This is a genomic window from Streptomyces sp. NBC_01298 (assembly GCF_035978755.1).
Taxonomy (GTDB): Bacteria; Actinomycetota; Actinomycetes; order Streptomycetales; family Streptomycetaceae; genus Streptomyces.
The window spans coordinates 1-20,760 of record NZ_CP108417.1 but is presented as its reverse complement, the minus strand read 5'-3'; the positions used below and the strand labels follow the sequence as shown (position 1 = coordinate 20,760).

At 69.3% G+C, this 20,760-nt stretch carries 19 protein-coding genes and 1 pseudogene; 11 read left to right on the top strand and 9 right to left on the bottom strand.

Going from position 1 to position 20,760, the window contains the following annotated elements; genetic code table 11:
* Positions 1-175: 175 nt before the first annotated feature.
* Entirely contained in the window at positions 176-1,153 is a 978-nt protein-coding gene (locus tag OG730_RS43620; RefSeq protein ID WP_327310050.1) for a ParB/RepB/Spo0J family partition protein, read from the bottom strand.
* Positions 1,150-2,298, bottom strand: coding sequence for a ParA family protein (locus OG730_RS43615; protein WP_327310049.1), 1,149 nt, complete (start codon positions 2,296-2,298; stop codon positions 1,150-1,152). Before OG730_RS43615 ends, OG730_RS43620 begins: the two co-directional genes overlap by 4 nt.
* Positions 2,299-2,855: 557 nt before the next feature.
* On the opposite strand from OG730_RS43615, the gene OG730_RS43610 reads away from it, so the two are divergent.
* Positions 2,856-3,047: a hypothetical protein gene (locus OG730_RS43610; protein ID WP_327310048.1), complete on the top strand. Its 192-nt coding sequence runs from the start codon at positions 2,856-2,858 to the stop codon at positions 3,045-3,047.
* 40 nt (positions 3,048-3,087) lie between these two features.
* On the opposite strand, the gene OG730_RS43605 is transcribed toward OG730_RS43610, so the two are convergent.
* A complete protein-coding gene (locus tag OG730_RS43605; RefSeq protein ID WP_327310047.1) occupies positions 3,088-4,797 on the bottom strand; it encodes a hypothetical protein in 1,710 nt (569 codons plus the stop codon).
* A 373-nt stretch (positions 4,798-5,170) separates the two neighbouring features.
* On the opposite strand from OG730_RS43605, the gene OG730_RS43600 reads away from it, so the two are divergent.
* Both OG730_RS43600 and mobF read left to right on the top strand, forming a co-directional pair.
* Entirely contained in the window at positions 5,171-5,308 is a 138-nt protein-coding gene (locus tag OG730_RS43600; protein ID WP_327310046.1) for a hypothetical protein, read from the top strand.
* A gap of 237 nt (positions 5,309-5,545) precedes the next feature.
* Positions 5,546-7,522 (top strand): MobF family relaxase, encoded by a 1,977-nt coding sequence (gene mobF / locus OG730_RS43595; protein ID WP_327310045.1) that lies wholly within the window; start codon positions 5,546-5,548, stop codon positions 7,520-7,522.
* 544 nt (positions 7,523-8,066) lie between these two features.
* Here the strand turns inward: mobF and dksA are convergent.
* The 3 genes and pseudogenes from dksA to OG730_RS43580 all read right to left on the bottom strand — a co-directional run bounded on the left by dksA (position 8,067) and on the right by OG730_RS43580 (position 10,068).
* Positions 8,067-8,429, bottom strand: coding sequence for an RNA polymerase-binding protein DksA (gene dksA, locus OG730_RS43590; RefSeq protein WP_327310044.1), 363 nt, complete (start codon positions 8,427-8,429; stop codon positions 8,067-8,069).
* A gap of 362 nt (positions 8,430-8,791) precedes the next feature.
* A pseudogene (locus OG730_RS43585) lies at positions 8,792-9,256 on the bottom strand (transposase); the annotation flags it as partial.
* A gap of 371 nt (positions 9,257-9,627) precedes the next feature.
* The gene (locus tag OG730_RS43580) at positions 9,628-10,068 is read right to left on the bottom strand and encodes a hypothetical protein (RefSeq protein WP_327310043.1); all 441 of its coding nucleotides are present in this window, start codon (positions 10,066-10,068) and stop codon (positions 9,628-9,630) included.
* Between the two features lie 657 nt (positions 10,069-10,725).
* Here OG730_RS43580 and OG730_RS43575 point away from each other — a divergent pair.
* The 5 genes from OG730_RS43575 to OG730_RS43555 all read left to right on the top strand — a co-directional run bounded on the left by OG730_RS43575 (position 10,726) and on the right by OG730_RS43555 (position 14,811).
* Positions 10,726-12,177, top strand: a complete 1,452-nt coding sequence (locus OG730_RS43575; protein WP_327310042.1) for a replication-relaxation family protein — start codon at positions 10,726-10,728, stop codon at positions 12,175-12,177.
* 423 nt (positions 12,178-12,600) lie between these two features.
* The gene (locus tag OG730_RS43570; RefSeq protein WP_327310041.1) at positions 12,601-13,332 is read left to right on the top strand and encodes a ribonuclease FAU-1 family protein; all 732 of its coding nucleotides are present in this window, start codon (positions 12,601-12,603) and stop codon (positions 13,330-13,332) included.
* 252 nt (positions 13,333-13,584) lie between these two features.
* Positions 13,585-13,869 carry a hypothetical protein gene (locus tag OG730_RS43565; RefSeq protein ID WP_327310040.1) on the top strand — a complete coding sequence of 95 codons (285 nt, stop codon included), beginning with the start codon at positions 13,585-13,587 and terminating at the stop codon, positions 13,867-13,869.
* A 109-nt stretch (positions 13,870-13,978) separates the two neighbouring features.
* Positions 13,979-14,281 (top strand): hypothetical protein, encoded by a 303-nt coding sequence (locus OG730_RS43560; protein WP_327310039.1) that lies wholly within the window; start codon positions 13,979-13,981, stop codon positions 14,279-14,281.
* 116 nt (positions 14,282-14,397) lie between these two features.
* A complete protein-coding gene (locus OG730_RS43555) occupies positions 14,398-14,811 on the top strand; it encodes a hypothetical protein (protein ID WP_327310038.1) in 414 nt (137 codons plus the stop codon).
* 167 nt (positions 14,812-14,978) lie between these two features.
* On the opposite strand, the gene OG730_RS43550 is transcribed toward OG730_RS43555, so the two are convergent.
* Entirely contained in the window at positions 14,979-15,362 is a 384-nt protein-coding gene (locus OG730_RS43550) for a DUF6233 domain-containing protein (protein WP_327310037.1), read from the bottom strand.
* Complete coding sequence (locus OG730_RS43545; RefSeq protein WP_327310036.1) at positions 15,359-15,619, bottom strand: DUF8825 domain-containing protein; 261 nt, start codon at positions 15,617-15,619, stop codon at positions 15,359-15,361. Before OG730_RS43545 ends, OG730_RS43550 begins: the two co-directional genes overlap by 4 nt.
* A gap of 274 nt (positions 15,620-15,893) precedes the next feature.
* On the opposite strand from OG730_RS43545, the gene OG730_RS43540 reads away from it, so the two are divergent.
* The 3 genes from OG730_RS43540 (at position 15,894) to OG730_RS43530 (ending at position 18,463) form a co-directional block, all read left to right on the top strand.
* Positions 15,894-16,331: a hypothetical protein gene (locus OG730_RS43540; RefSeq protein WP_327310035.1), complete on the top strand. Its 438-nt coding sequence runs from the start codon at positions 15,894-15,896 to the stop codon at positions 16,329-16,331.
* A gap of 239 nt (positions 16,332-16,570) precedes the next feature.
* Positions 16,571-17,434, top strand: a complete 864-nt coding sequence (locus OG730_RS43535) for a hypothetical protein (RefSeq protein ID WP_327310034.1) — start codon at positions 16,571-16,573, stop codon at positions 17,432-17,434.
* 9 nt (positions 17,435-17,443) lie between these two features.
* Positions 17,444-18,463 carry a YaaC family protein gene (locus OG730_RS43530; protein ID WP_327310033.1) on the top strand — a complete coding sequence of 340 codons (1,020 nt, stop codon included), beginning with the start codon at positions 17,444-17,446 and terminating at the stop codon, positions 18,461-18,463.
* Positions 18,464-18,827: 364 nt separating this feature from the next.
* Here the strand turns inward: OG730_RS43530 and OG730_RS43525 are convergent.
* Positions 18,828-20,760 (bottom strand): helicase associated domain-containing protein (locus OG730_RS43525; protein ID WP_327310032.1); only part of this gene is annotated, 1,933 nt, incomplete at its 5' end.

The window sequence follows — 20,760 nt, the reverse complement described above, 5'->3', positions numbered from 1 at the left end:
TTTCTGGGCCAGCAGGAGGCTGTCGGCGAGTTGTTGCCCTCACGCTATGACCCGCAGCCGCTGCATATTTACCTGGTAAACGTGCGAGGAGACTAAGACGGGGCTCACCGTCAGGCAAGCCCCGTCTTCGTCGGCACTCCGACCTTTACCTGGTAAACACCGGAGTTCTTGGACCCTAGGCGTCAGCCATGAGCAACAGCGTGAGCTCCTCGCGGTGCTCGGCAGACATGTGCTCCCGGAGCCGCGCGTTGAACCACTGTGGGTCGGCCCAGGGAAGGTCGGGCACGTCGCCGGACTCCACACCCGTGTTCACCGGGTAAACATCTGAGCTCGGCTGCGCGGAGGTCGCTCGCTCGCCCTTCGACTGGTCAGGCAACGCAACCGTAGGAGCGGGAGCAGCGGCTGCCTTGCTGTCGCGGCGACTGCGGGGCTTCGCCGCCGGCTTCGGTGCGTTCAACACGCGGCTGGCCTCGTCATGCTGTTGTGAGGCTGGCAGCCCTCCGATACGGCGGCCCTCACGGACCGGAAGCTCGCCGGTATCCACCTTCTCCTGCAGTTCACTCGGCAGCTTGAGGAGGGCCAGCCGCTGGGAGACCCAGCCTGCGGTCTTTCCGAGCCGCTTGGCCACTGCCAACTGGGTGCCGTGGACGGCAGTGAGTTCCTGGATAGCCCTCGCCTGATCAAGCGGATGCACGTCCACGCGGTGGACGTTTGCGATCAGAGCCACTTCGAGGATGTCTGCCGCACTGGCCGCGAGGGCGTCGTTGACGTCGATTCGTAGCTCGGCTAGACCGGCCGCGTGCGCGGCAGCTAGGCGCCTGTTGCCGTCGATGACGACGTACTCAGCCTCGCCAATCACTTCAGTCTGGTCGGCGTGGACGGCGAGGAAGGCCGCCGTACGCACGACGGCGACCGGCTGGAGTTGACCGCGGTCCCGAAGCGATGCGGCGGTCTCCTCGATGTCGGTGAGCTCATCGCGCGGGTTGAAGGGGTTGTGCGCGAGAGCGGACAGCGCCACCGCCGCTGGCGGCCGCTTCCCTTCCCCGGCCATGATCTGCTGCCGGGTCCGCACACGCCGCGGGGACGGCTTGGTCTCCGAGCCGTCCTCGTTGATGTCGAAGCCGCGGGTGACTCGCTGGGGGCTGGTGGTCATACGGCGAGCTCCTTCGCCAGATCGCGCATCGCCTGGGCGTGCTCGCTGTCGGGGGCGTACTCGAGCAGCGGGATCTCCCCGTCTGCTGCCTCCCGGCCTTCCTTGAGGTCGCCGATGACGGCGAGGACCGCCGGGGAGGTGCTCCTCTCCCACTGGTCCTTGTTCTCCTTGACCAGCTTTCCGCGGCGGCTGTCGTAGGCGTTGACGACGAGACCGAGGTAGTCGATCTGGATCCGACCCTTACGGCAGAGGTCTTCCTTCTGAGCTCTCAGCAGTTTGAAAGCCCTGTGGGAAGCCTTGTTCGCCCAGACCGGAGTGATCAAGCCGGACCGGTCGGCGAGCTCCCCGTCCCGGCGTCGCACGTAGTAGAGCGCCGTGTCCATGTTCAGACCCAAGCTCGGAGGGCCGTCGATGATGATGACGTCGTAGTCCTCCTCCAGCGGTTCCAGAGCGCGTTCGAGAGCCGCCTCGCTGAACGAGACCTTCGAGAGGGACACGTCGCGGAGGAACGCATCGTCTGAAGCCGGCAGCAGGTGCAGCCGCTCACCAAACCGCTTCTGGTCCAGGGCGACGAGCAGCTCGCGGATGTCGCCCTTCGCGCTGCCCTCCATGTGCATGAGGAGTGTCTCGACGTCGTCTTCGTACATCACGTCCTCGAAGCCGAGTTCGGCCGTGAGGTGGCCCTGCGGGTCGTAGTCGACGAGGAGCACACGCCTTCCGGCCTCGGCCAGGGCCTGCGCCATACCGGACGAGATGAACGTCTTGCCGACGCCGCCCTTCTGGTTGGCGACTATCACCCGGGCCACCGGCTGCGCGTGCAGGGGAGTGGTGGGGGAGGGATGGTGCTCCAGCCAAAGCGTCACGGCCTGGGCGAGCCCCTGGATGTAGGTGACCCCGCGGTCTCCGCATACTGACTTGAAGTTCTCCGGTTCGCCGGGCGGCAGGAAGGTTCCCCACGTCTTGGCCTTGGCGGTGTCGACCTCGGGTACATCGGAGGTCAGGTACCACGCCTTGATGGCGTGCTCGGTGGCGTCCTGGATGTCCATGCCGTGCTCGAAGGCTCGGATCTTCAGGAGTCTGCGCAGCTGAGGAGTGAGGGAGGTGATTAGTTTCTCTCGCCCCCCATTCTGGGTTGGGATGCTCATGCGGCCGAACTTTACTAGGTCCCCGATGTGATGGCGGAGGAGACACCTCCGAATTCGTACGGATCTGCAGCGACTTCGTACGCCGAGTCCGTGAGGGGTTCGTTGCCCGTGGTACAGCAGCCGGGCCGGGAGTACGCTCGAACGACGTGCGGTCCGACGCGCTGCCTGGACACGCGGAACTCGCTCTAGCCCCGGCGCCATTGTGTTGGGGTGTGACGACCGCGTTGGCAGTCAAGGTCTCTAACGAGATCAGACCGTGGGGCCTGCGGCCGGCCCCGGACGATCGCGCTCGGGCGTCTGGTCCTCGTCCTGGCTGCTGTCCACGCCGTGCCCGTCCACGAACTCCGCACGATCCTCACTGCGACCTGGACCTTGCACGCGGCACCCTCGTTATCCGCCGCGGCCTCCGACGGCACACCCTCTACCTGGAGGAACTCACTCACCAGATCGCCGCCGACTGGCTGGACTACCGCCACCGCCGCTGGCCCGCCTCGACCAACCCCCGCCTGATCGTCAGCCAGAGATCGGCGCTCGACCCCGACCATCCCGCCGTCGGCATGACCCTGCTTCGCGACGACGTGCCCCAGGGGCTCACCCTGGTCGGCCTGCGCCAGGACCGCATCCTCAACGAGGCAGCCGAAACCGCCGACCCTCTCAGGCTGATGAGGCTCTTCGGGATCACCGAGAAGGCCGCCATGCACTACGTCACCACCGCTCACCCCGAGCGCACGGCGAAGCTGCCCAAGTGACGTTAGGAGTGGAGCGGCGGGTGCCGGGATCCGGACGGCCCTACGCCCGCAAGGCCACTGCGATGAGCTCGTGGATACTCGAGACGTGGCAGAGGTCGCCCACCGGCTGTGCGGCCGAGGAACCGACTGGCACGTACGGGATGAAGGGCATTACGACCAAGCCTTCGAGCGTGCATCCGTCAGGCAGGACCACCCCGAGCGCGGATGGACGCCGGCGGATCCTCTCGAGGTAGCCGTTCCACTGCTCGCTCGCCGCCACCGCCTTGCGCGAAATTCTCCTGACGGCGTCGTAGGCACCGACCGCGTAGTCTGGCCCGGCTTGGAAAGCCTTCGCGCTGACCAGCCACAGAGTTCCTGCGTGGAAGGCGACGGCGTCGATGTCCGTGATCACATTGCCGTTCTCGTCCTTGACCTTCTTGCCGATCAGCAAGCGCAGCGCGCCGGTCGGTTTCCAGGGCGTGGTGTCGATCGCCTCCTGCACGGCGGCTTCGAACGAGCTGCCCCAGTGGTTGGCCGCGGCCCCTTCTCTGGCCCGCTCGAAGCTGCGCATCAGCAGCGAGGTGGCACCCGTGAGATCGACGACGAAGTAGCGTCCGACCGGAAGCACCACCTTCTCGCGGGTCAGTAGCGTAATTACTCCGCGAAATGACGCGCCCTCACGCCATGATGAGCCGAGCAGTTCGGGCAGTGCCGGACCGTCCTTCAAGCGAGCGATGAACCAATCGCGCGGGCAGCGCAGATAGCCGTACTGGGACCATTCTCCGGGAACGGCCTTCCAGGTTGCTCCGCGATCCGCGAGATAGGTCCAAGCCGCGGAAAGGACCGCGGCGGCGGCCTGGGTCTCCAGGGTCAGACCGACGCCGCTGGAGAAGGCCGCGGGTGCGAGGTCCTCGATGTTCGTGCCGAGCGGGAAGACTGGGCCGTATTTCTGAAGCAGTCGTGCGACGTCATCACGTGAGACGAGGTCTTGGCCGCGCAGGTCCGCCCAGGTGATGATGTTCGCAGATTCGCGGCGGTCCGTAACCAAGCTCGGAAACGAGCCCAGGTGGTTACCGTGGCCTCCGGTGAAGTTCAGTCGGCCGTCGTAGAGCCAGATCGCACGCTCAACGGTGTCGTCCGTGTCGGCAACCTCTGGGATCAGGTTTGGACCACCGAACCTGAGACTCTGGCCCTTGGCCACGCGCCTACGGGCGTTGTACACGTTGAACAGCAGCATCCCGACCGAGCACAGCTCGTCCAGATCGGTCAGGGCATGAGGGGCAAGCCACCACCGGCTCGTGAACAGCTCGGCCGACCTGGACGGGCGACGGCTGGACCCCACCTCACTCAGGGCGAACGACAACACGGCCACGGAGAACGAAGCACGGGCGGCAGGCAGCAGATCCACAGGGTTGATCCGACTCGTGATCACCCGCCAACTCAACGCGGAACGTCGATCAGCGATCTGCCGCAACTGAACACGCAGCGCGTCATACAGCAGGGTTAACTGGTTCCACCCGGCCTCGCCCGTCAGGACATCGCTTGTGACAATGCCAATCCGCTGCGCCTCGGTGGCAGCCCACTCCTGCCACTTCGGCAGGAACCGCAGCATGAACACGCCCCGGTTCGCCTCGATGAACGGCGCATTGAGGATCCAGGCAGGGAAATCGCGTCGCAGCCGAGGGCGCAGGGTCCCGCCGAGCAGGTCTTCGAACGCGTCCACCGCATCCTGGCCGAAGGGATGAGGGTCCTGCCCGTCCGGTACGCGCATGCTCGAATCATTCCACGCTGCAACCGTCTACTGCCCTGTGCAGCCGCAAGTTACTGAGCATTAGGGGCGGTGCGACAGGGTTCGTGTGGCGGACGACTTGTGCTGGCCGAGGCAGGTCTCCGATTACCGCGTGCACCTGGGCTCCGGCGCTTCTTCGTGCCTCAGCCCCAGCCACCACAGGATGCCACGGCGGCGCTGCCCCGAAGCCGACCTGGCTAAGCCAACCCGTACACGTCCCCAGGGCTGATGCGGGTTTCGCTTACGGGTTCCTCTGCTTGGCGGCTCAGGATTCTGGGAACCCGCGCGGTTCCCGTAACCCGGGTCGGAAGGGCCGGTCGGCGCGGAGGTCGGGGACGAAGGCGTCTAGGACGACGTGGCGGAAGCGCCGGCGCTGGGCGGGGGTGAGGTGACGGAGGTCGTGGTGAAGCGCGGGAGGGTCTCGAAGGTGGGCACGGTGGTCTCCTTCGGGCAGCACGACGGAGCCCCCGGCGGGTACCGGGGGCTGATGTAGGCGCTGCTCGTTGGTGGTGTGCGTTCCTGGGCACTTGGTGGTGCTCAGTGGTGTTTGTTGGTGTCGTCCGGGGCGTGGTGTGAGGTCTGCCGGAGAGCGATGACATTTGCTTCTGGCTCGTGGCCGCTTCCCGTGTGGCGGGCGCCGGTGAAGAAAGTTCGGCCGCTGCTCCCGCCTGGCGGGACGTTCCGCTGATCGGTCTTTTCTTGCAGGTCAGAGCCGTGTGACGTGGTTTCCATGACAGTGGATATCAGGGTTGTCCGGGCTGGTCAGATGTACCGCTACTACCTGCGCCAGACCGTTGTCGGTGACGGCCGCCGCCCGGCCCGCACGCCGCTGCGTGAGGCCCAGGAGCAGGCGGGTGTTCCGGTCGGGCGGTGGATGGGCCGCGGCCTGGCCGTGCTCGGACTCGTGCCGGGCGAGGAAGTCACCGAGGGCCAGCTGCGGAACCTGTTCGGCGAGCGGGGCCGGCACCCGTACGCGGACCGGATCGAGGCCGAGCTTCTCGCCCAGGGCGCGTCCCCGAAGAAGGCGTTCAAGGCCGGCGCCCTCGGACGCCAGGTGATGGTCACGGGCGTCGACTTCGTGTTCCGGCCGCAGCCGACGATCTACCTCCTATGGGCGCTGGGGGATGAGGAGACCCGGCTGGTGATCGAGGCCGCGCACGAGCGCGCGATCGTACGGGTGCTGGAGTGGATCGAGGACGAGGTCGCGGTGATCCGGTACGGGAAGGACGGCATCTACCGGGTGCCGCCGCCCGGCGGTCTGGTCGCCGCGCGCTTCCGCCACTACGAGGCACGCTCCGGGATGCCCTTGCTCCATGACCATCTTCTGTTGTCAGTGAAGGGGCAGCGCCCGGACGGGAAGTGGAACTCGATCCACACCACGGCCCTGCACGAGAACACCGTGGCCGCCTCCGCGCTCTACAACGAGCTCGTGGCCGCCGAGGTCTGCGAGGCACTGGGGCTGGCGACCGAGCCGCGCACCGTCACCGAGGGGCGCCGGCCCGTGATGGAGATCGCCGGGGTGCCGCACGAGCTGATCCGCTGGACTTCCCGACGCAGCGACCAGATCGCCGCCTGCCTCGCCGAGCTGGAGCACGAGTACGTCACCGCCGTCGACGACGACGGCGAGCTGAAGTTCCTGCCCGTGGTCTCCGAGACCGCCCGCGCCAAGATGAACCAGATAGCCGCCCGCAAGACCCGCCCGCCCAAGCAGAAGACCCGGCCGCTCGCGCAGCTGCGCGTCTGGTGGAAGGCGAGCGCGATCCTCAACTCCGGGGTGGCCATCGACGTCATCAACTCCCTCCTCGAGCACGCCCGCGCCGCGGCCGCAGCGATCCGGGCCCGGGTCGCCGCCGTCCTCGACGTCGCCCTGGCGGCCGTCGACGTCACCGCGACCGTGTTCGTGATGAACGAAGGCGGCCGCTTCCACCGCAGGCACCTGCTCGCCGAAACCCGCCGTCACCTCGCCCTCGTCCTGCGCGGCCGCCGCCGCGAACCGGGCCTGGACGAGAAGATCGTGGCCACCGCCATCTCCACCCACTGCCTGGACATCAGCGAGCCGAAAACCACGATCGGCCTGCAGAAGGACTACCGCCTCTACACCGCCCGCTGGTCCCTGTCCGAGCTCCCCGCCCGGCGCCGCCCACCCACCCCGGCCCCCGACCCGGACCGGCGCCCTCCGGCCGATCCTGGCGAGCCGGCTGCACCCGGGCCCCCGGGCTCGGACGCAGGGGAGTGGGAGATACCCCGCCTCCCGTTGCAGTACGAGCGAGCCGTCCTCGCTGGCACGGCGGTGCGGGAGAAGCTGCGCACCACCACCGTCACCGCCGCGCGGGGCCAGGCGTACGACGTCACCCGGCACCAGCAGGCCGCGATGCCCGAGCAGCTGATCGTGCCCCCGGGCGCCGACCTCGAGGAAGAGGACGACGACCAGGAGCCGGAGGCCGCACGCGCCGGGGCGATCGACATGACCGCGCTACGGGCCCTCCGGGAGTCCCGCACCGACGTCGAAGCCCTCGACCTCACCGCCGAGCGGCTGCGCCATCTCCAGGAAGCGTTCGCCAAGGCGGCCGGCGACTCCCGCACCCGAGCGACCCGCTACGCCGAACAGGACGACGCCGACGCAGCGCACCCGGTGCGCAGGGACGATCAGCAGGCGCATCGCCCGCCAGAGCCCGGACCGCACCGGGGCCGGGAGGCCGGCCACTGAGTGGACCCGATGCCGTGCACTCGGTGCGGTCGTGCGCACCGACGATGTCGTGCACTCTCCGCATGGATGCTCGGCATCGTCCCGGAGTGCACGACATCGCGATGTGGATGCACGACATCGCCGGGACGATGCCGAGCATCCACCCCGGTGCACCCCGCCGCGTTTCCCCTTGACACAGGCCCCGTGACTCTGTTGGCCAATCCACTGGTCGCCTGTCTGGGCATGGGTGCCTGGGGACATTCTGCGCACCGCCAGAGATCATCACTGCAGGTCAGAAGGCGCGCGATGTGTAAGTCGATCCTTTGACTGATTGGTCGGTCTCCGGCCGGCCTCGTTGGCTGCCTTCGCGATGGCTGCGCGCGGAGTTCACCATCACGCTGACCTTCCCGGTACTGAGCACCACGGCCCCCGGGATCGGATCGGCCAGTAGCGACAACTGGCCGACCTGATTCCGGTTCGATGGCTTGGCTGGGGTGGGCAGTGCGGGCCGCGCTCCTCGTTGCGGCCCCTCATCCGGCTTCATGGCTGACCACCCGGACTATCTCTATGCCCCGAACTTCGTCACCTTCTCCTCCGCCACCTCGCGGCAGTCGACGCAAAGTTCTTGGGTCGGGCGTGTCTGCAGGCGGCGGAGGCCGATCTCGCCCTCGCAGGTCTCGCACCAGCCGTACTTCCCGTGCTGGATCCGAAGGAGAGCACTGTCGACCTTCTTGAGGAGCCTCCGCTCCCGGTCTCGGGTGGCCAGCTCCAGGGCAAGCTCTTCTTCCCGCCTGGCACGGTCAGCCGGGTCCACGGCGTTGGCGGCCACCTCCCTCAGGTTATTGGTGGTCGCGTCCGCGTTGTGCAGCAGCTCTTGCTTCATGGAATCGAGGCGCTTCATGAAGTACGTGAGCATGGACTCACTCATGTACTCCTCGCCGGCAACTGCCTTGTCCGGCTCCAAGGCGTTTGAATCCGACAACATTCCTCCTGCGCTGGGTGCGGATCGGCCGTTTGGCGCGGCCGTCCGATCTGTTGACAGTCCCAGCAATAACAGGCCCGCCCGTCAAGGGGACACGCGTTCCCTCTCCGACCGCCGCCACGCTGCAGGCTGCTTCCTCGCCCAGCGGGTGTGAGCAGTCGAGGTACGGGGCGATCCGGCGAGATCCTTCCGGCCCAAAGAGTCCTTGACCGATCGCACCGCAGTCTGACAGGCGGGACACCGGCCAGGCATGACCGCGCCCTAAGGCCGCTGCGCCTGATCGTCATGGCGCGTGCTCCTTTCGGACCGCGGACCGACGACAGTACGTGCGTGCTGTCGGTGCGCTGGCGGCCCCGAGTTTTCAGCAGACCTGCTTCCGAAGCGGCAGCCAGCACGGCGTCGGTGATGCGGGTCTCCGCGCTGCCCTCGACCAGTCGGTCTCGGAACTCGCTCAGCACTGAATGGTCGAATCCCGGGTCTTCAAGTTTCAGACCGAGGGCGTACTTCCAGTCGATACGTGCCCTGGCAGCCAGGGCAGCCTGTCGGTCGGAGAGGCCCTCGGCGAACTGCAGGATCGACACCAGAGCGAGGACCGCCGGCGACAGCGCTGGCCGGCCCCGCTGGGGGAAGAGATCGGCGAAGTCCTCGTCATGGAACAGCTCACCCAGCGCATCACGCATCCTGATCGCCGGGCTCCCCTGAGGCAACGCGGCTTGGGCGATCCTTCGCGTCGAATCCGGAATCCAGCCCGGCCCGCTCGTACGCAACGACACTGACGCCTCCCCGACGCTGTCCGTCCCCGGCAACGACGCCGGATGATCGGATCAACGACGCCGGGCCACGTACGACAACAGCGGAATTGGCCAACAGAGTCACAGGCCCCGTGTCAAGGGGAAACGCACCGCACCGGGAGACCCGGAACACCGCACCGAAGCCACCCGATGAGCGCCACTTCCACCCGCCAGCATCCACGGCGCGCATCGTGCACTCGGGGGAGTGTCCATCGGGTGGAATCCACCGAGTGGATGTCGTCAGGGAGAGAGTGGAGGCCACCGGGTGGGCGCCACTCAGTGGGCTGCCGAGTGGCGCCCACTCGTAGCTCCACCGAGTGGGTGCGCCTCCACTCAGTACGGCCGGTGTGTGGCTACCGGTGCGTGCTGGTCGTGTGCACGGCGCGGGCGAGTTCCAGGCGTCCGTCGCGTATCACTTCCAGCGCATGGGCGACGTCCGTGGGTTCGGTGACGAAGACCTGGGCGACGAAGTGCGCGATGGAGTGGGCGATGGTCGGCGCCGCGCTGGAGGGGCAGTCAAGGGCCCACATGTGGATCGCCGTCATGAAGAGCACGCCGAGTTGGTCCAGGACGAAGGAGTCGGCGTTGATGTCGTCGACGTCGTCAGGCAGCGCGGTTATCGGGAGGATGAGTTCCTCGGCGATGGCGACCAGCAGGCCGGGGTGGGGGAGGAGCTCGGTCGCGAGCCGGTCCACCGCGTCGTCGTCGCGGGCGTGGAGCGCCAGTACGTAGTCGAAGGCGAGCTGTACCTGGGCGGGGGACAGCGCGCGGTTGATCGGCATGTTCTCGTGCATCGAAGGCTCCTGTCGCACGGCCGCCGTGTGGGCCACGGCGACGTCTCCAGAAGAGTCGGGCTGAGGGCCTGTGGACAGCGGCCGGAGATTTCTCCTCCCCCGTGGGACGGACAAACCCTGCGGACAAGGGGCCATAGCGGACCCCCTTGTCTGACGTCCCGCTCGACGGCGATCCCGGCCGCTGACCCCTTGTCCGGGTCCCGCGCGCGGCCGCGGGCACCCTGTTTCCCCTAGACATGCCTCGCTGCCGGGCACCGTTAGACCGCAGTCAAGGGGTCCTTTTGCACGCTCTCCTTCCACGGCCCCGGTGTGGGGTGGTGAACAAGACGAAGGAGATGTGACGATGGCGACGATCCACCGCCGTCCACGGCCGCCGGCCTGGCCGTGCACTGCCCGGGGAGCGGGCAAGCCCCACATCGGCTGGGTAAGCCGAATCGGGCTCCTTGAGGGGGCACTTCGGAACCTCCTTCGGATCCCACTTGGGGGCCCGACACCCGACTGGGCGGGAAACATGCAGGTCACCGCCCAGATCGGCGTGAAATCCGCAGCGTCACAACCCTCTTCTCCCCTCTTGTTGTCCGTATGGGAGGAGATCATCGGGTTCCAGGGGGGCCCGGCGCCCTCCACGACCAGTCAGGTCCGCCTCACGGCAGGCCGATGCGGCTGGTCGCTCGCGTCGAAGGGGTGGAGCTGATGGCAGGCAAGCGGCTGACGAATCCAGCAGGGTCCTCGAACGACCTGCGCGGGGATGTGCTGCGCGTGCTCGGCGTGCTGAAGGTGGCCACGGCCGACCAGATCCAGAGGATCGCCTCACCCCACCTGACCTACCGCCACACCACCAAGTCGAGCGCATCCAAGCAGAAGACCGCCCGCACGGCCTCGCACGCCGGCGCGCTCTCCGATCTACGCAAGCACGGTCTCGCCGAGAACGGCGGCACCAGCCGGGCGGGGGAGTCGCTGCGCAACCTGACCGTCAAGGGCCTGGAGGCCGCCTCCTACGAGCTTGGGCGCCCGCTGACGGAGATGGGCGCCACTGCCCGTGGCGCGGGTTCCAGCGGGGCCACCCACCCCATGGCCGTCAACGAGACGGTCATCGCGCTGCTCCGCCCCAAGCCCGACCTGAAACTGCTCACCGCGGAGCCGGCCGAAGCGAAGGCGGCCGCGCAGGCCGCCGTCGACGCCAGCCCCGGCGTCGGCACGATCGCCTCGTACACGACCGAGGTCCCGCTCCCGGCCACCGGCATGTGGAGTGCTCCGGGGAAGGGCGGCGCCCAGGCCGACATCGTGCTCACCGCCCCGCAGGCGGGGATCCCGCTGTTGTTCATCGAGGTCGACAACTGCCACGAGACCGCCGAGGAGATCGCGGCGAAACTCGCGAAGTACCACCGCTTCTTCAAACGAACGATCAAGGACACCGACGGCAAGGACAAGCCGATGTGGCGCACCCGCTGGCTCGCCCACACCACCGACCCCGCTGAGGTCCCGCACCCGCCGGTGCTGATCGTCTTCAACCACATCGGCGCCCGCGACCCCAACCGCACCCTCCCGCGTCTCCAGGAGCTGACCCGGCCGTTGTGGGCGGGCGAGCGGGCCTCGAGCGGATACAGCAGCTACGACAGGAAGATCCCGATCATCGCGACCGGCCTGCGCAACCTGCGCGCCCACGGCCCGGCTGGACCGGTGTTCCTGCGCTTCGGCCGTACCGAGATGCAGACCCTGCGCGACGCGGTCGGCAACCCGCGCCGGGACGCGGTCCTCGTTCGCGAGCGAGAGCGGATGAAGGTCCAACAGGAGGAGTACCGGGAACAGCTGCGGCGGGTGGCCGAGGAGAACAAGGCCAAGCAGGAGGCCCGGCGTCCGCTCTGCGCGGAGTGCGGGGCGAAGTTCCCCGACGACCGGTGGAAGACGGCCGAGGCATACCCGGAGCCGGCGCTCCGGTGGCTCCCGACGCTGTGCAAGCCGTGCCAGGACAAGGCCATCGAGGCCGCGGACCAGGCCGAGCGCGACCGCCTGGCAGCGGAGGCCGCCGCTACCGCAGAGAAGGCCCGGGGCTGGCGCTCCCGCTTCCGCCCCGGGCAAGCCCAAGGCGACCCTGGGCAAGCTCCCTGACGTCTGGGTAAGCCCCTTCGCCGGCAGCGTGGGTAAGCCTTAGGTGACCCTGGGCAAGCCCAAGGGGAGCCTGGGCAAGCTGTCGGGATCGGGGGCTTGCCCACCCTGGCCGGAGCGCGCCGAGCGGGGAGGGGATCGGTCACAGCTCTGCCGCGGAGTCTCTCAGCGAGGCGGCGCTGACCGGGGGCGGGTGACCGGTCACCGGGGGAGTTGCATGGATCGGTCACCTGCGCTGACGTGCAGTTTGACCGATCGCCAAGGAGACCGGTCATGCCCGCCCCGGTGACCGATCTGTCGGGCGGGCAAGCCCAAGGCTCACCTGGGCAAGCACCCCTGGACGGAGGCTTGCCCACCCAGGCCGGGGTGGGCTGAGGTTGGCAGACCAGGCCGGACCTCCCGGCCGGGGAGGCCAAGGAGGATCCGGTGCGCAGTTTCGAGACGGGCCAGACGGTCGTACGACGCGATGTCCACCGGTCGGGCCGGGTATGGAGCGAACAGGCGCTACGGGTTGTCGCCGACACCGGCGAGGCACTGGTGACCGCCTGCGCGCCCGGCGCACAGGCCAGGTGGCCCGCCCTGTATGCGAAGGCCCGCACCGAAGGGGACCGGTCGGTGCGTACGGAGGCGTTCGAGGCGCTGGCGTCCGGCCGGTGGGACCTGGCGGCCGGCGTGTGGGAGGAGACCGACCTGCTGCTGTGGAAGCCCCCGGCGGCCTGGTTCAGCATCAACGCCTTCTACGTCCCGGACGGGAACGGGCGCCGGCTGCGGAACTGGTACGTCAACTTCGAGCACCCCACCCGCCGCACCCCGGCCGGGTTCGACACCTTCGACCTCACCGTGGACCTGGTGGTCTCGCCCGACCTCGCCCGGTGGGAGTGGAAGGACGAGGACGAGTACGCGCACGTGCGGCGCCTGGGCATCGTCTCCGACACCGAGCACCAGGCCGTGGACGCCGCCCGCGCCCAAGTCCTCGCGATGCTTGCCGAGCGTGCCGGGGTGTTCGCGCACGCGGAGCGGTGGGCGGCCTGGAGATGGGAGCCGGCCTGGCCCACACCGTGCCTCCCCGGCCCCGTTCCGGCGGCCGGGAGGGTTGCACCGGAAGGGGGCTGGACAGGTGCTTGCACGGTTGCTTCCGGCGGGGGACCGCAGGTGTGACCGGGAGTGGGAGCCCGGCAAAACGGACACCCCCCGTTGTGCCCGGTCAGCACCGCTGGGCAAGCCTGTCCGTGCCGACGACACCTCTTACCCACGCAGTAGCCGTGGGGTAGAGGTCCACTTCACTGCCCGGGCCGGCGGCGACCACGCGACGCTAACGAACTCGGTGCTCTACGTTCCCGCTCGCTCGGTCCCGCGACCGCGTCTCCACCCGGGAGACCACGCCCGGCCGAGCGGAAAGGAATCTCAACCATGACCTTCATCGAGCCCGGCCTGTCCGTCCGCGACGGCTTCGCCGAAGGACCGCTCGCCGACGCCGCGCTGTCCCGCGCGGCCCGCGCCGCGCAGCTCCTCGACGAGCTCCAGGAGCAGGCGCCCACGATGACCGACGGCCAACTGCGCGACGGCGTGCACCGGGCGCTGCGCCGCTTCACCCAGGACCAGCCGCCCACCTGCCAGGTCGACAGCTTCACCGCGCTGATCCGCCGCGGGGTGCGCATCGCCTGGCCCGCCACCGACCGTCTGCCCTGCGCCTGACGCCCGCCAGGCGGGAGGGACCCGCCGGCCCCTCCCGCCGGGCGGGAGGGGCCGGACTATCGGGCGCCGCCGGCCTTCCGCTGTCGGTGGCGGCTGGGAGGCTGGCGGGATGAACGAGGGTGACGAGCAGCTGCTGCGCGGCCGGGTGTACGGCCGTGACCACGACGACCCCAACCCGGGCCCGCTGCCGCACCAGAGGTACGCGGTTCTCGTCGGCGGGCCGCTGGACGGACTGCTGCTCGACATCACGGGCTGGCGGCCGGAGGAGATCGAGGACGGTGTCGCGCTGATCACTGAACTGGGGCGGTGGCCCGGCGGGCGGGCGCTGTACGACCCGCGCCCCCGCGAGCCGCGCCCGGCGGGTGGCCCGGGTGTTGTGTGCCGCTTGTACTACTCCGGCGACACACCTTGACGACTGTTCACGAAACGGCCGGAGATCCGGTGCTGGAACCTGCGCCCCGGGTGAAAAGCCGTGGTCACCGGCGAGCACGGATGGCAGGCTCGGCCTGCGAGAGAGAAGGGGGCACCATGTCTGATCGACCGGAGCCGGAGCGCGTCGAGTGCACCGAGTGCTTTGCCCAGCCGCACGGCGACAACATGCGGATCGCCTACGTCAAGGCGGGCGGCGGGATGAGCGAGACCTGGCACAGCCCCGAGTGCTCGAAGGCGATCACGTGGGAGGACCTGCAGAAGGGCGCCGAGCAGGTTCGGGAGCAGGATGCCTGGGCCAAGGGCGTCTTCCCCGCCGCACACGAGCGGCTGGAGCGGGCCGCGGCCGCGATGCCAGCCGACAGCGCGGCGCAGCCCTTCGTCGCCGCGCTGACCGAGCTGGTCCGGGAGCAGGCCGGCACCACCGGCTTCGTCGGGCTGCACAGCTGGGTGGAAATCCTGGAGCGGCACTTCCCGCCGGATCTCCCCGACCCCGACCGCACCACCGAGTAGCCTGCGCGCCGGCGCGATCGGGGAGCCGGTCGTCTGGAGGCCGGGGCCGCGGTCCCCGTCGCGGCCCCTTGTGGCCAGGACCGCGGCCCGTACCGCCGAACATACTCGTGCCTTCGGCCGACAGCGGCCCAGGATCTGAAACAGCCCGGCGCTGAGCAGCCCCGGATTCAGCCGGGCATGCCGAGCGAGTTCTCGGGGCTGCAGAACGGGCACGGCTCGACGCCCTCGGCGATCAACCGCCGCGCCTCGTCACGGCTGACCGCCCGTCCCTCACCCATGGTGCAGGCGCCCACGTGTACGGACATCGGCACCGGCCCGTCCCTGCCGCGCATCGATTCCACCTTCCAGTCCGGCGGCACCGGCATGCCCCCAGCCACGGACGGCGGCGGAGGTCGCCGGGGCCCGGGTCGAGGAGGTGCGTGCTGGCGCCGGGCGGCCGCGGCCAGCTGTGCCTCCAGGTCGCGGATGGCCTGCTCGGCCTGGCGCTGCTGCCAGGCGAGATAGGCCCGTACGGCCCGCCAGCTCTCCAGGCGGGCCTCCAGCTCGTTCACGCCGATCGCGCCCCGAGCCCCGGCTCCCTGACGGCATCAAGTCCGTCCTCGGCCGCCCGCCGCAGCTCCACCCGGCCCGCGGTGCTCCAGCCCCGCTGCTCCCAGTACGGGTGCGCGCTGATCAGGCAGGACAGGCGGATCAGCGCACGCCGCAGCTCTGCGGTGTGGAGAGCGGGCTGTAGGGCGAGCTGGCGGTAGATGCGGAGCTGCTCTCGCTGGAGAGCGACCAGGTCGGCAGGGAACGGGAAGTGCGACATCCATCCATTCAACCAGTGGATCGAATGTTTGTGCGAATCGAGAATATTTAGCCTGACTAAGGACCTGCGGCGTCGGAAGTTATCCACAGGCTCAACTCCGCAGGGTGTTCCCAACGCCGGGAGCAGCAGGCCCCCGGCCCCGAACCCGGCGCCCTTCGGCCCGCCTTCCCCACCAAACGGAGCGATCCCGGCCCTCTACGGCTCACCGGGGCCGCCTCACTGAACCCACCCGCCGCACCCCCGCAGGGTGCAGCTCCTCACGAAGAGGTCACTGATGCCCACCATCCGCTTTGCCCCGATGACCCCCGGCGCCGTGATCACCGCGCGCAACTTCCTCCACACCGTCGCGGACGGAGACACCGCCACCGCAGCCGAGATCGCCGCGCAGGACCCGACCCTGGCCGACGTACTCATTGCGGTCGCCCAGCGCATCGTCCTGGGGAGCACCAGCGGACCCCTGCCCGTGGACGGGGTCTCCCCGCACGCCTCGGTCATCCTCTCCGAGTACGTCCTCGAACTCGGCCGGTGTCTCATGGACGCCCTCCATCTCTGGTACGCGCAGGCCGGACCCGCCGCGGCCCCGGGCATCGCCGAGGCGATCGTCCTGTACTGCGGCCGGATCCTCACCGATCCCCACGAGGACTGCGCCGACGTCCTGGACCACGTGTGCGCGCACCTCCTTCACGAAGCCCATCACAAGTCGACCCCCTGACCGCTGCGTCCTCAGCGCTCCTCACCGGCCCGGCCCGCTGAGGGAGGCGCGCCCGCTGACCTGATCCGCGTCCCGCCGCGCGCAGCAGCTCGGGCAGTGCGGCGACGGCGGCTGCGCTCTGTACGAGCCGCGCCCCGGCGAGCGGAGCCGCTGGGACTGGTCCGGCGACGCACCCTGACCCCCGTCTCTGTCGGTAAACCGCTCGTTCCCGGGGCCGCGGCTGCCCTACCGTCACCGGCATGAAGCAGAAGAAGCCGGTGCAGCCGGCGCCGGACGAGCTCCGGGCGGAGGCGGCGGTCAACGAGGTGCTGGGGACCCGTCGGGTCGACTACGACGACCAGACCGAGTCCGGTAAGGCGGACTTTCTCCTGGACCCGGTCGATGGAGTCGGGCCGAAGGTCGTGCTTGAGGTGTCTTCCACCACTGATCCCGACCGCCAGGGCCTGTGGGAGGGCCTTGACCAGCACTACGGCGGACCGATCCCCGGCCTGCAAGGGGACTGGCAGGTGCAGTTCACCCCCGGGACGCGCGTCAAGCGGTCGGCCAGGCCGCTGGTCGAACTTCTCCAGGACTTGGAGCGGGATGGCGTGGACAGGATCAGCCTGTACGGCTGGAGTGACAGCACGCCACCCGGCCAGTTCCCCACGCAGCAGCACGCGGAGAGGCTTCAAAAGCTCGCTCACCTCAGGATCGTGACTGCTCAAAGGGTACGGAGTGACAAGGCATCAGGCCGGATCTTCCCCTTCGAAGTGACTGAGGGGACCGCCCGTCATACGGCCGACACGATCTCTCCCTGCGTCGATGACTTCATCAGCTCCAAGCAAGGAGCGAACAAGGTCGAGAAGCTCGCTCGGTACACCGACCGCGAAGGTCACCTCTTCGTCTGGGCCGACCGCGGCCAGCTCGACGTCACCATGGCACTCCGGCGGGGATTCGTTCCGTCCGACAGCCCCAACGTCCCGGACAGCCTCCATACCATCTGGTTCGGCTCACTGGACGCCGGCGAGTACGTGTACCGCTGGACACGCGCCGGGTGGACCCTCGTCACGATCACGTCCTGGGTGACGACGAACTCGCTGACCGATGCCAGCACCGAGGAGTAGCGTCAGCCCATGTACATGAAGGCTGATCCTGACGAGGCGTGGGAGAAGCTGCGCGGCAGCCGGGCGAACCCGCCCGGCAAGGCCGGCGGCGGAGCGCGCCGGAAGACCTACGGGGCGGCACTGGAGCAGGCAGAGCAGATGTTCCGCGCGGCCGCCGTGGTGGGCCCGGCCACTCGCCCCCTGCAGGTCTTCTACGGCCTCAGCCAGGCCGGCCGCGCCATCGCCGCGGCGGCGGTCGACCTCAAGGGCGAGGACTGGCGACTCGACGGGCACGGCATCAAGGCCAGCGGCTTCGACAAGCCCTTCCCCGACATCGAGATCCGCACCGACCCCTCGACATCACGGGCAAGCTTCGTGCGACTGAGCCAGCTGCTCGACTCCCCGGTCTGGGGCAAGGACCCGGTGCGCCTCGAAGATGTCTGGGACATGCTGCCGGTCAACCTCGACTACCCGCTCACGGACCGGAACCGGCATCCCGCCCTGTACACGGACGATCGCAGTATCCACGGCGACCCCCACCCGCTGCTGCACGTCCCCGTCTGCGACATCCCCGACTGGGTCATCGACAACGGCGGCCGGGAGACGACGAACGCGTTCTTCGCGAAGTACCCGGGCCTCGCCCAGCGCCACGAGTACGTCCGACGGACACCCCACCCCGACGGGCCACCCGACTTCACCCGCTACGACCACGGCGGCGGGGAACTCCGAGTCAGCTGGCTCATGCCCCAAGGACACGCCCTCGTCGAAGAACGCCGCGAACACCATCACAGCCTCACCCGGAGCCACGGCCGCTCGCGCTGGTTCCTGCCAGCGATCTCACCGACCGGCCGGGAACCACACCTGCTGATGGCCTGGTGGTCGGTCGTCTACACGCTCTCCATGCTGGCCCGCTACGAGCCGGCCGGATGGGACGGACTCATCAGCGTGGACAACAACAACCACGCCGTGCCGATCGAAAGCCTGCTGAAGCGCGCCATCGAATTCCTCCCGGGCCTCATCGTGGCCACCGTCGACGAGGTCTCAGGGTGACGTAAGGACAAACCAGCGGGGCCGGACAGGATCACCCTGCCCGGCCCCGCTGCTCGTTCCATGTTGCTCACCGGCTGACGCGGATGCGCGGCCCCCACACGAACTCGAGGTCGGCCAGTAGGCGTACGGGCACCGGTGCCTGCGTGGGGACGGCCGGGGCGCGCATCATGCGCCGGCCTGGCGCGGGGCGCGGTGGCGATGTGGACCAGGACGACGAGGCCCTGGTGGCCGGAGCCGCCCCGGACCCAGGGCCCGGTGAAGCGGACATGCTCGGCCGCCCAGTTGCCCGCACACTGCCCGGGGCGCACCCGTCCGAGCAGGTAGCCGGCCGCGGGCGCGGCGGCCGCGGTGAGGCCGACCGTCATCACGCCCACCGCATGCCGACCTTGGACAGCTGCTCCACGCGCTCCGGGGATAGCGCGGCTGCCCGGCTGCGCTGGTTGTTGACCCATGCCCCCAGACGGAACTGGAGCTCCCCGCCGTTTGCGGAGGCCACGGTCTCTACGTGTTTGCGGGGCACGGTCAGGTGGCCTTCGCGCTCGAAGAACTGCCGGGCGGCGCCGAGGTGGGCGATCCACTTGTCGGCCTGCGTGGGGCGCGGCTTCGGCTTCTCCTCCTCGGTGGCGGGCTCGATCCCGAGGATCTGCTGGCACATCCACTGCTGCACGCCGGTGAGCTGGTCCCAGCCGAGGCGTACCGAGGTCACCCACCGTCCGAGGTCCTCGCCCTGGCGCACGACCTTGTCCGTCTCGGTGGGCAGCGCCTCGCCCGCGTCCAGGTGCTGCCGGACCAGGTGGAAGGAGCGTTGCCAGGTCACCGGCCAGCTCGGGCACCAGGACGCGTCGATGTCCTCCAGCTGCTCGCGCCGCTTTTGCGTCATGGCCCCGGCTGACGACTCCACCGGCAGCCCCTCGGCACGCCGCTCTTCGATCTCCTTCGCCTTCCGGGCGGCGACCCGCGCGTTCTTCAGCCAGATACCCACTGCCGCGCCCTGATAGGTGGCGTCCAGCGGGGCCAGGAGGTGGCCGTGCTGGGCTGCCCACCCGCGCGCGGCGGCCAGGCCCTCCTCCCACGCGACGTCGAAGTGCGACCAGATCATGCCGAGCTTCTCCAGTTGCGCGACGCGGTCCGTGTCCATGTCCCCGCGGCTGTAGAAGCGTCGGGCGTCGGCGGTCCACTGCCCCAGCGGGAACCCGGCGAGGGAGGCCGGCCATCCCGACGCCTGGGCTTCCTCGGCGGCCGGGACGCGGAACGTGAAGGGGACCTTGAGGTCGCCGTGTTCGCGGGCGTAGATGACGGCGGCTTCCACCCCGCGACGCCAGTGCTGGTGCTCCGGGTTGAGAACGCGCAGGTTGATGAACGCGGCGAGCGTGGCCGGGTCGCGGGGCGTGGAGAACTTCAGCAGGGCCTTCGCAGGGCCGCTGACGGCCTCCGAGCCGCTGCCGGTCCCGTTGCCGCTCTTGGCGCTGCCGTCCTCGCTGACGGGCTTGTAGCGGCTCGGGGCCTGCTGTTCGGCGAGGGTCTCCACGATCCGGGCGTCGTGGGCCCGCAGCGCTTCCAGGAGCCTGGCCAGACCGCCGTACGCCCGGGACGTGAGCATGTTGTCCGCCGTCTCGCCGGGGCCGAGGAGGATCGGCACCACCAGCGAGGCCACCTTCCCCTCGCCCGGCTGCATCCGCAGCGCACGCCCCACCGCCTGGACGAGGTCGGGCATGGAGCCCCGTACATCCGCCCAGTACACGGAGTCGCAGTTCTTGGTGTCGACGCCCTCACCGAGGACCTTCACGGAGCCCAGGTAGCCCTTCTCCACGATGGTGCCGTCCGTGGCGATCCCCTCGGCGAACTCGGCGAGCACCCGGCGCCGGTGGAGCGGCGCGTGCTCGCCGCACAGCCAGTCGGCCCACACGGTGGCCGGGTACAGCTCCCGGTCGCTCGCGTGCAGCTGCTCGGCGACGTCGGGGAGGCCGGCCGCGAAGGCTTCGGCCTCCTTGACGACGTGGTGGAAGACCAGCGTCCTGCGAAAGCCCTCCTCCGCCGACGCCTTCACCAGGGCGGTCTGCAGAGCGGCGAGCCGCGCCCCGCGCACCTCGATCGAACGGCTCTCGGCGCCCAGTAGCTGCGCGGCCTGGAGCGCCGTGTCGGTGACGTCCACGCAGACGACCTGGTAGGGGGCGCAGATGCCCCGGTCGATGGCCTCGGAGAGGGAGAGGGTGAAGCAGCGGCTGCCGAAGGGGCCGTCCGGGTCGTCGTCCATGCTCGCGACCAGCTCGCCCGGCGAGCCGGCCTCATCCTCGTCC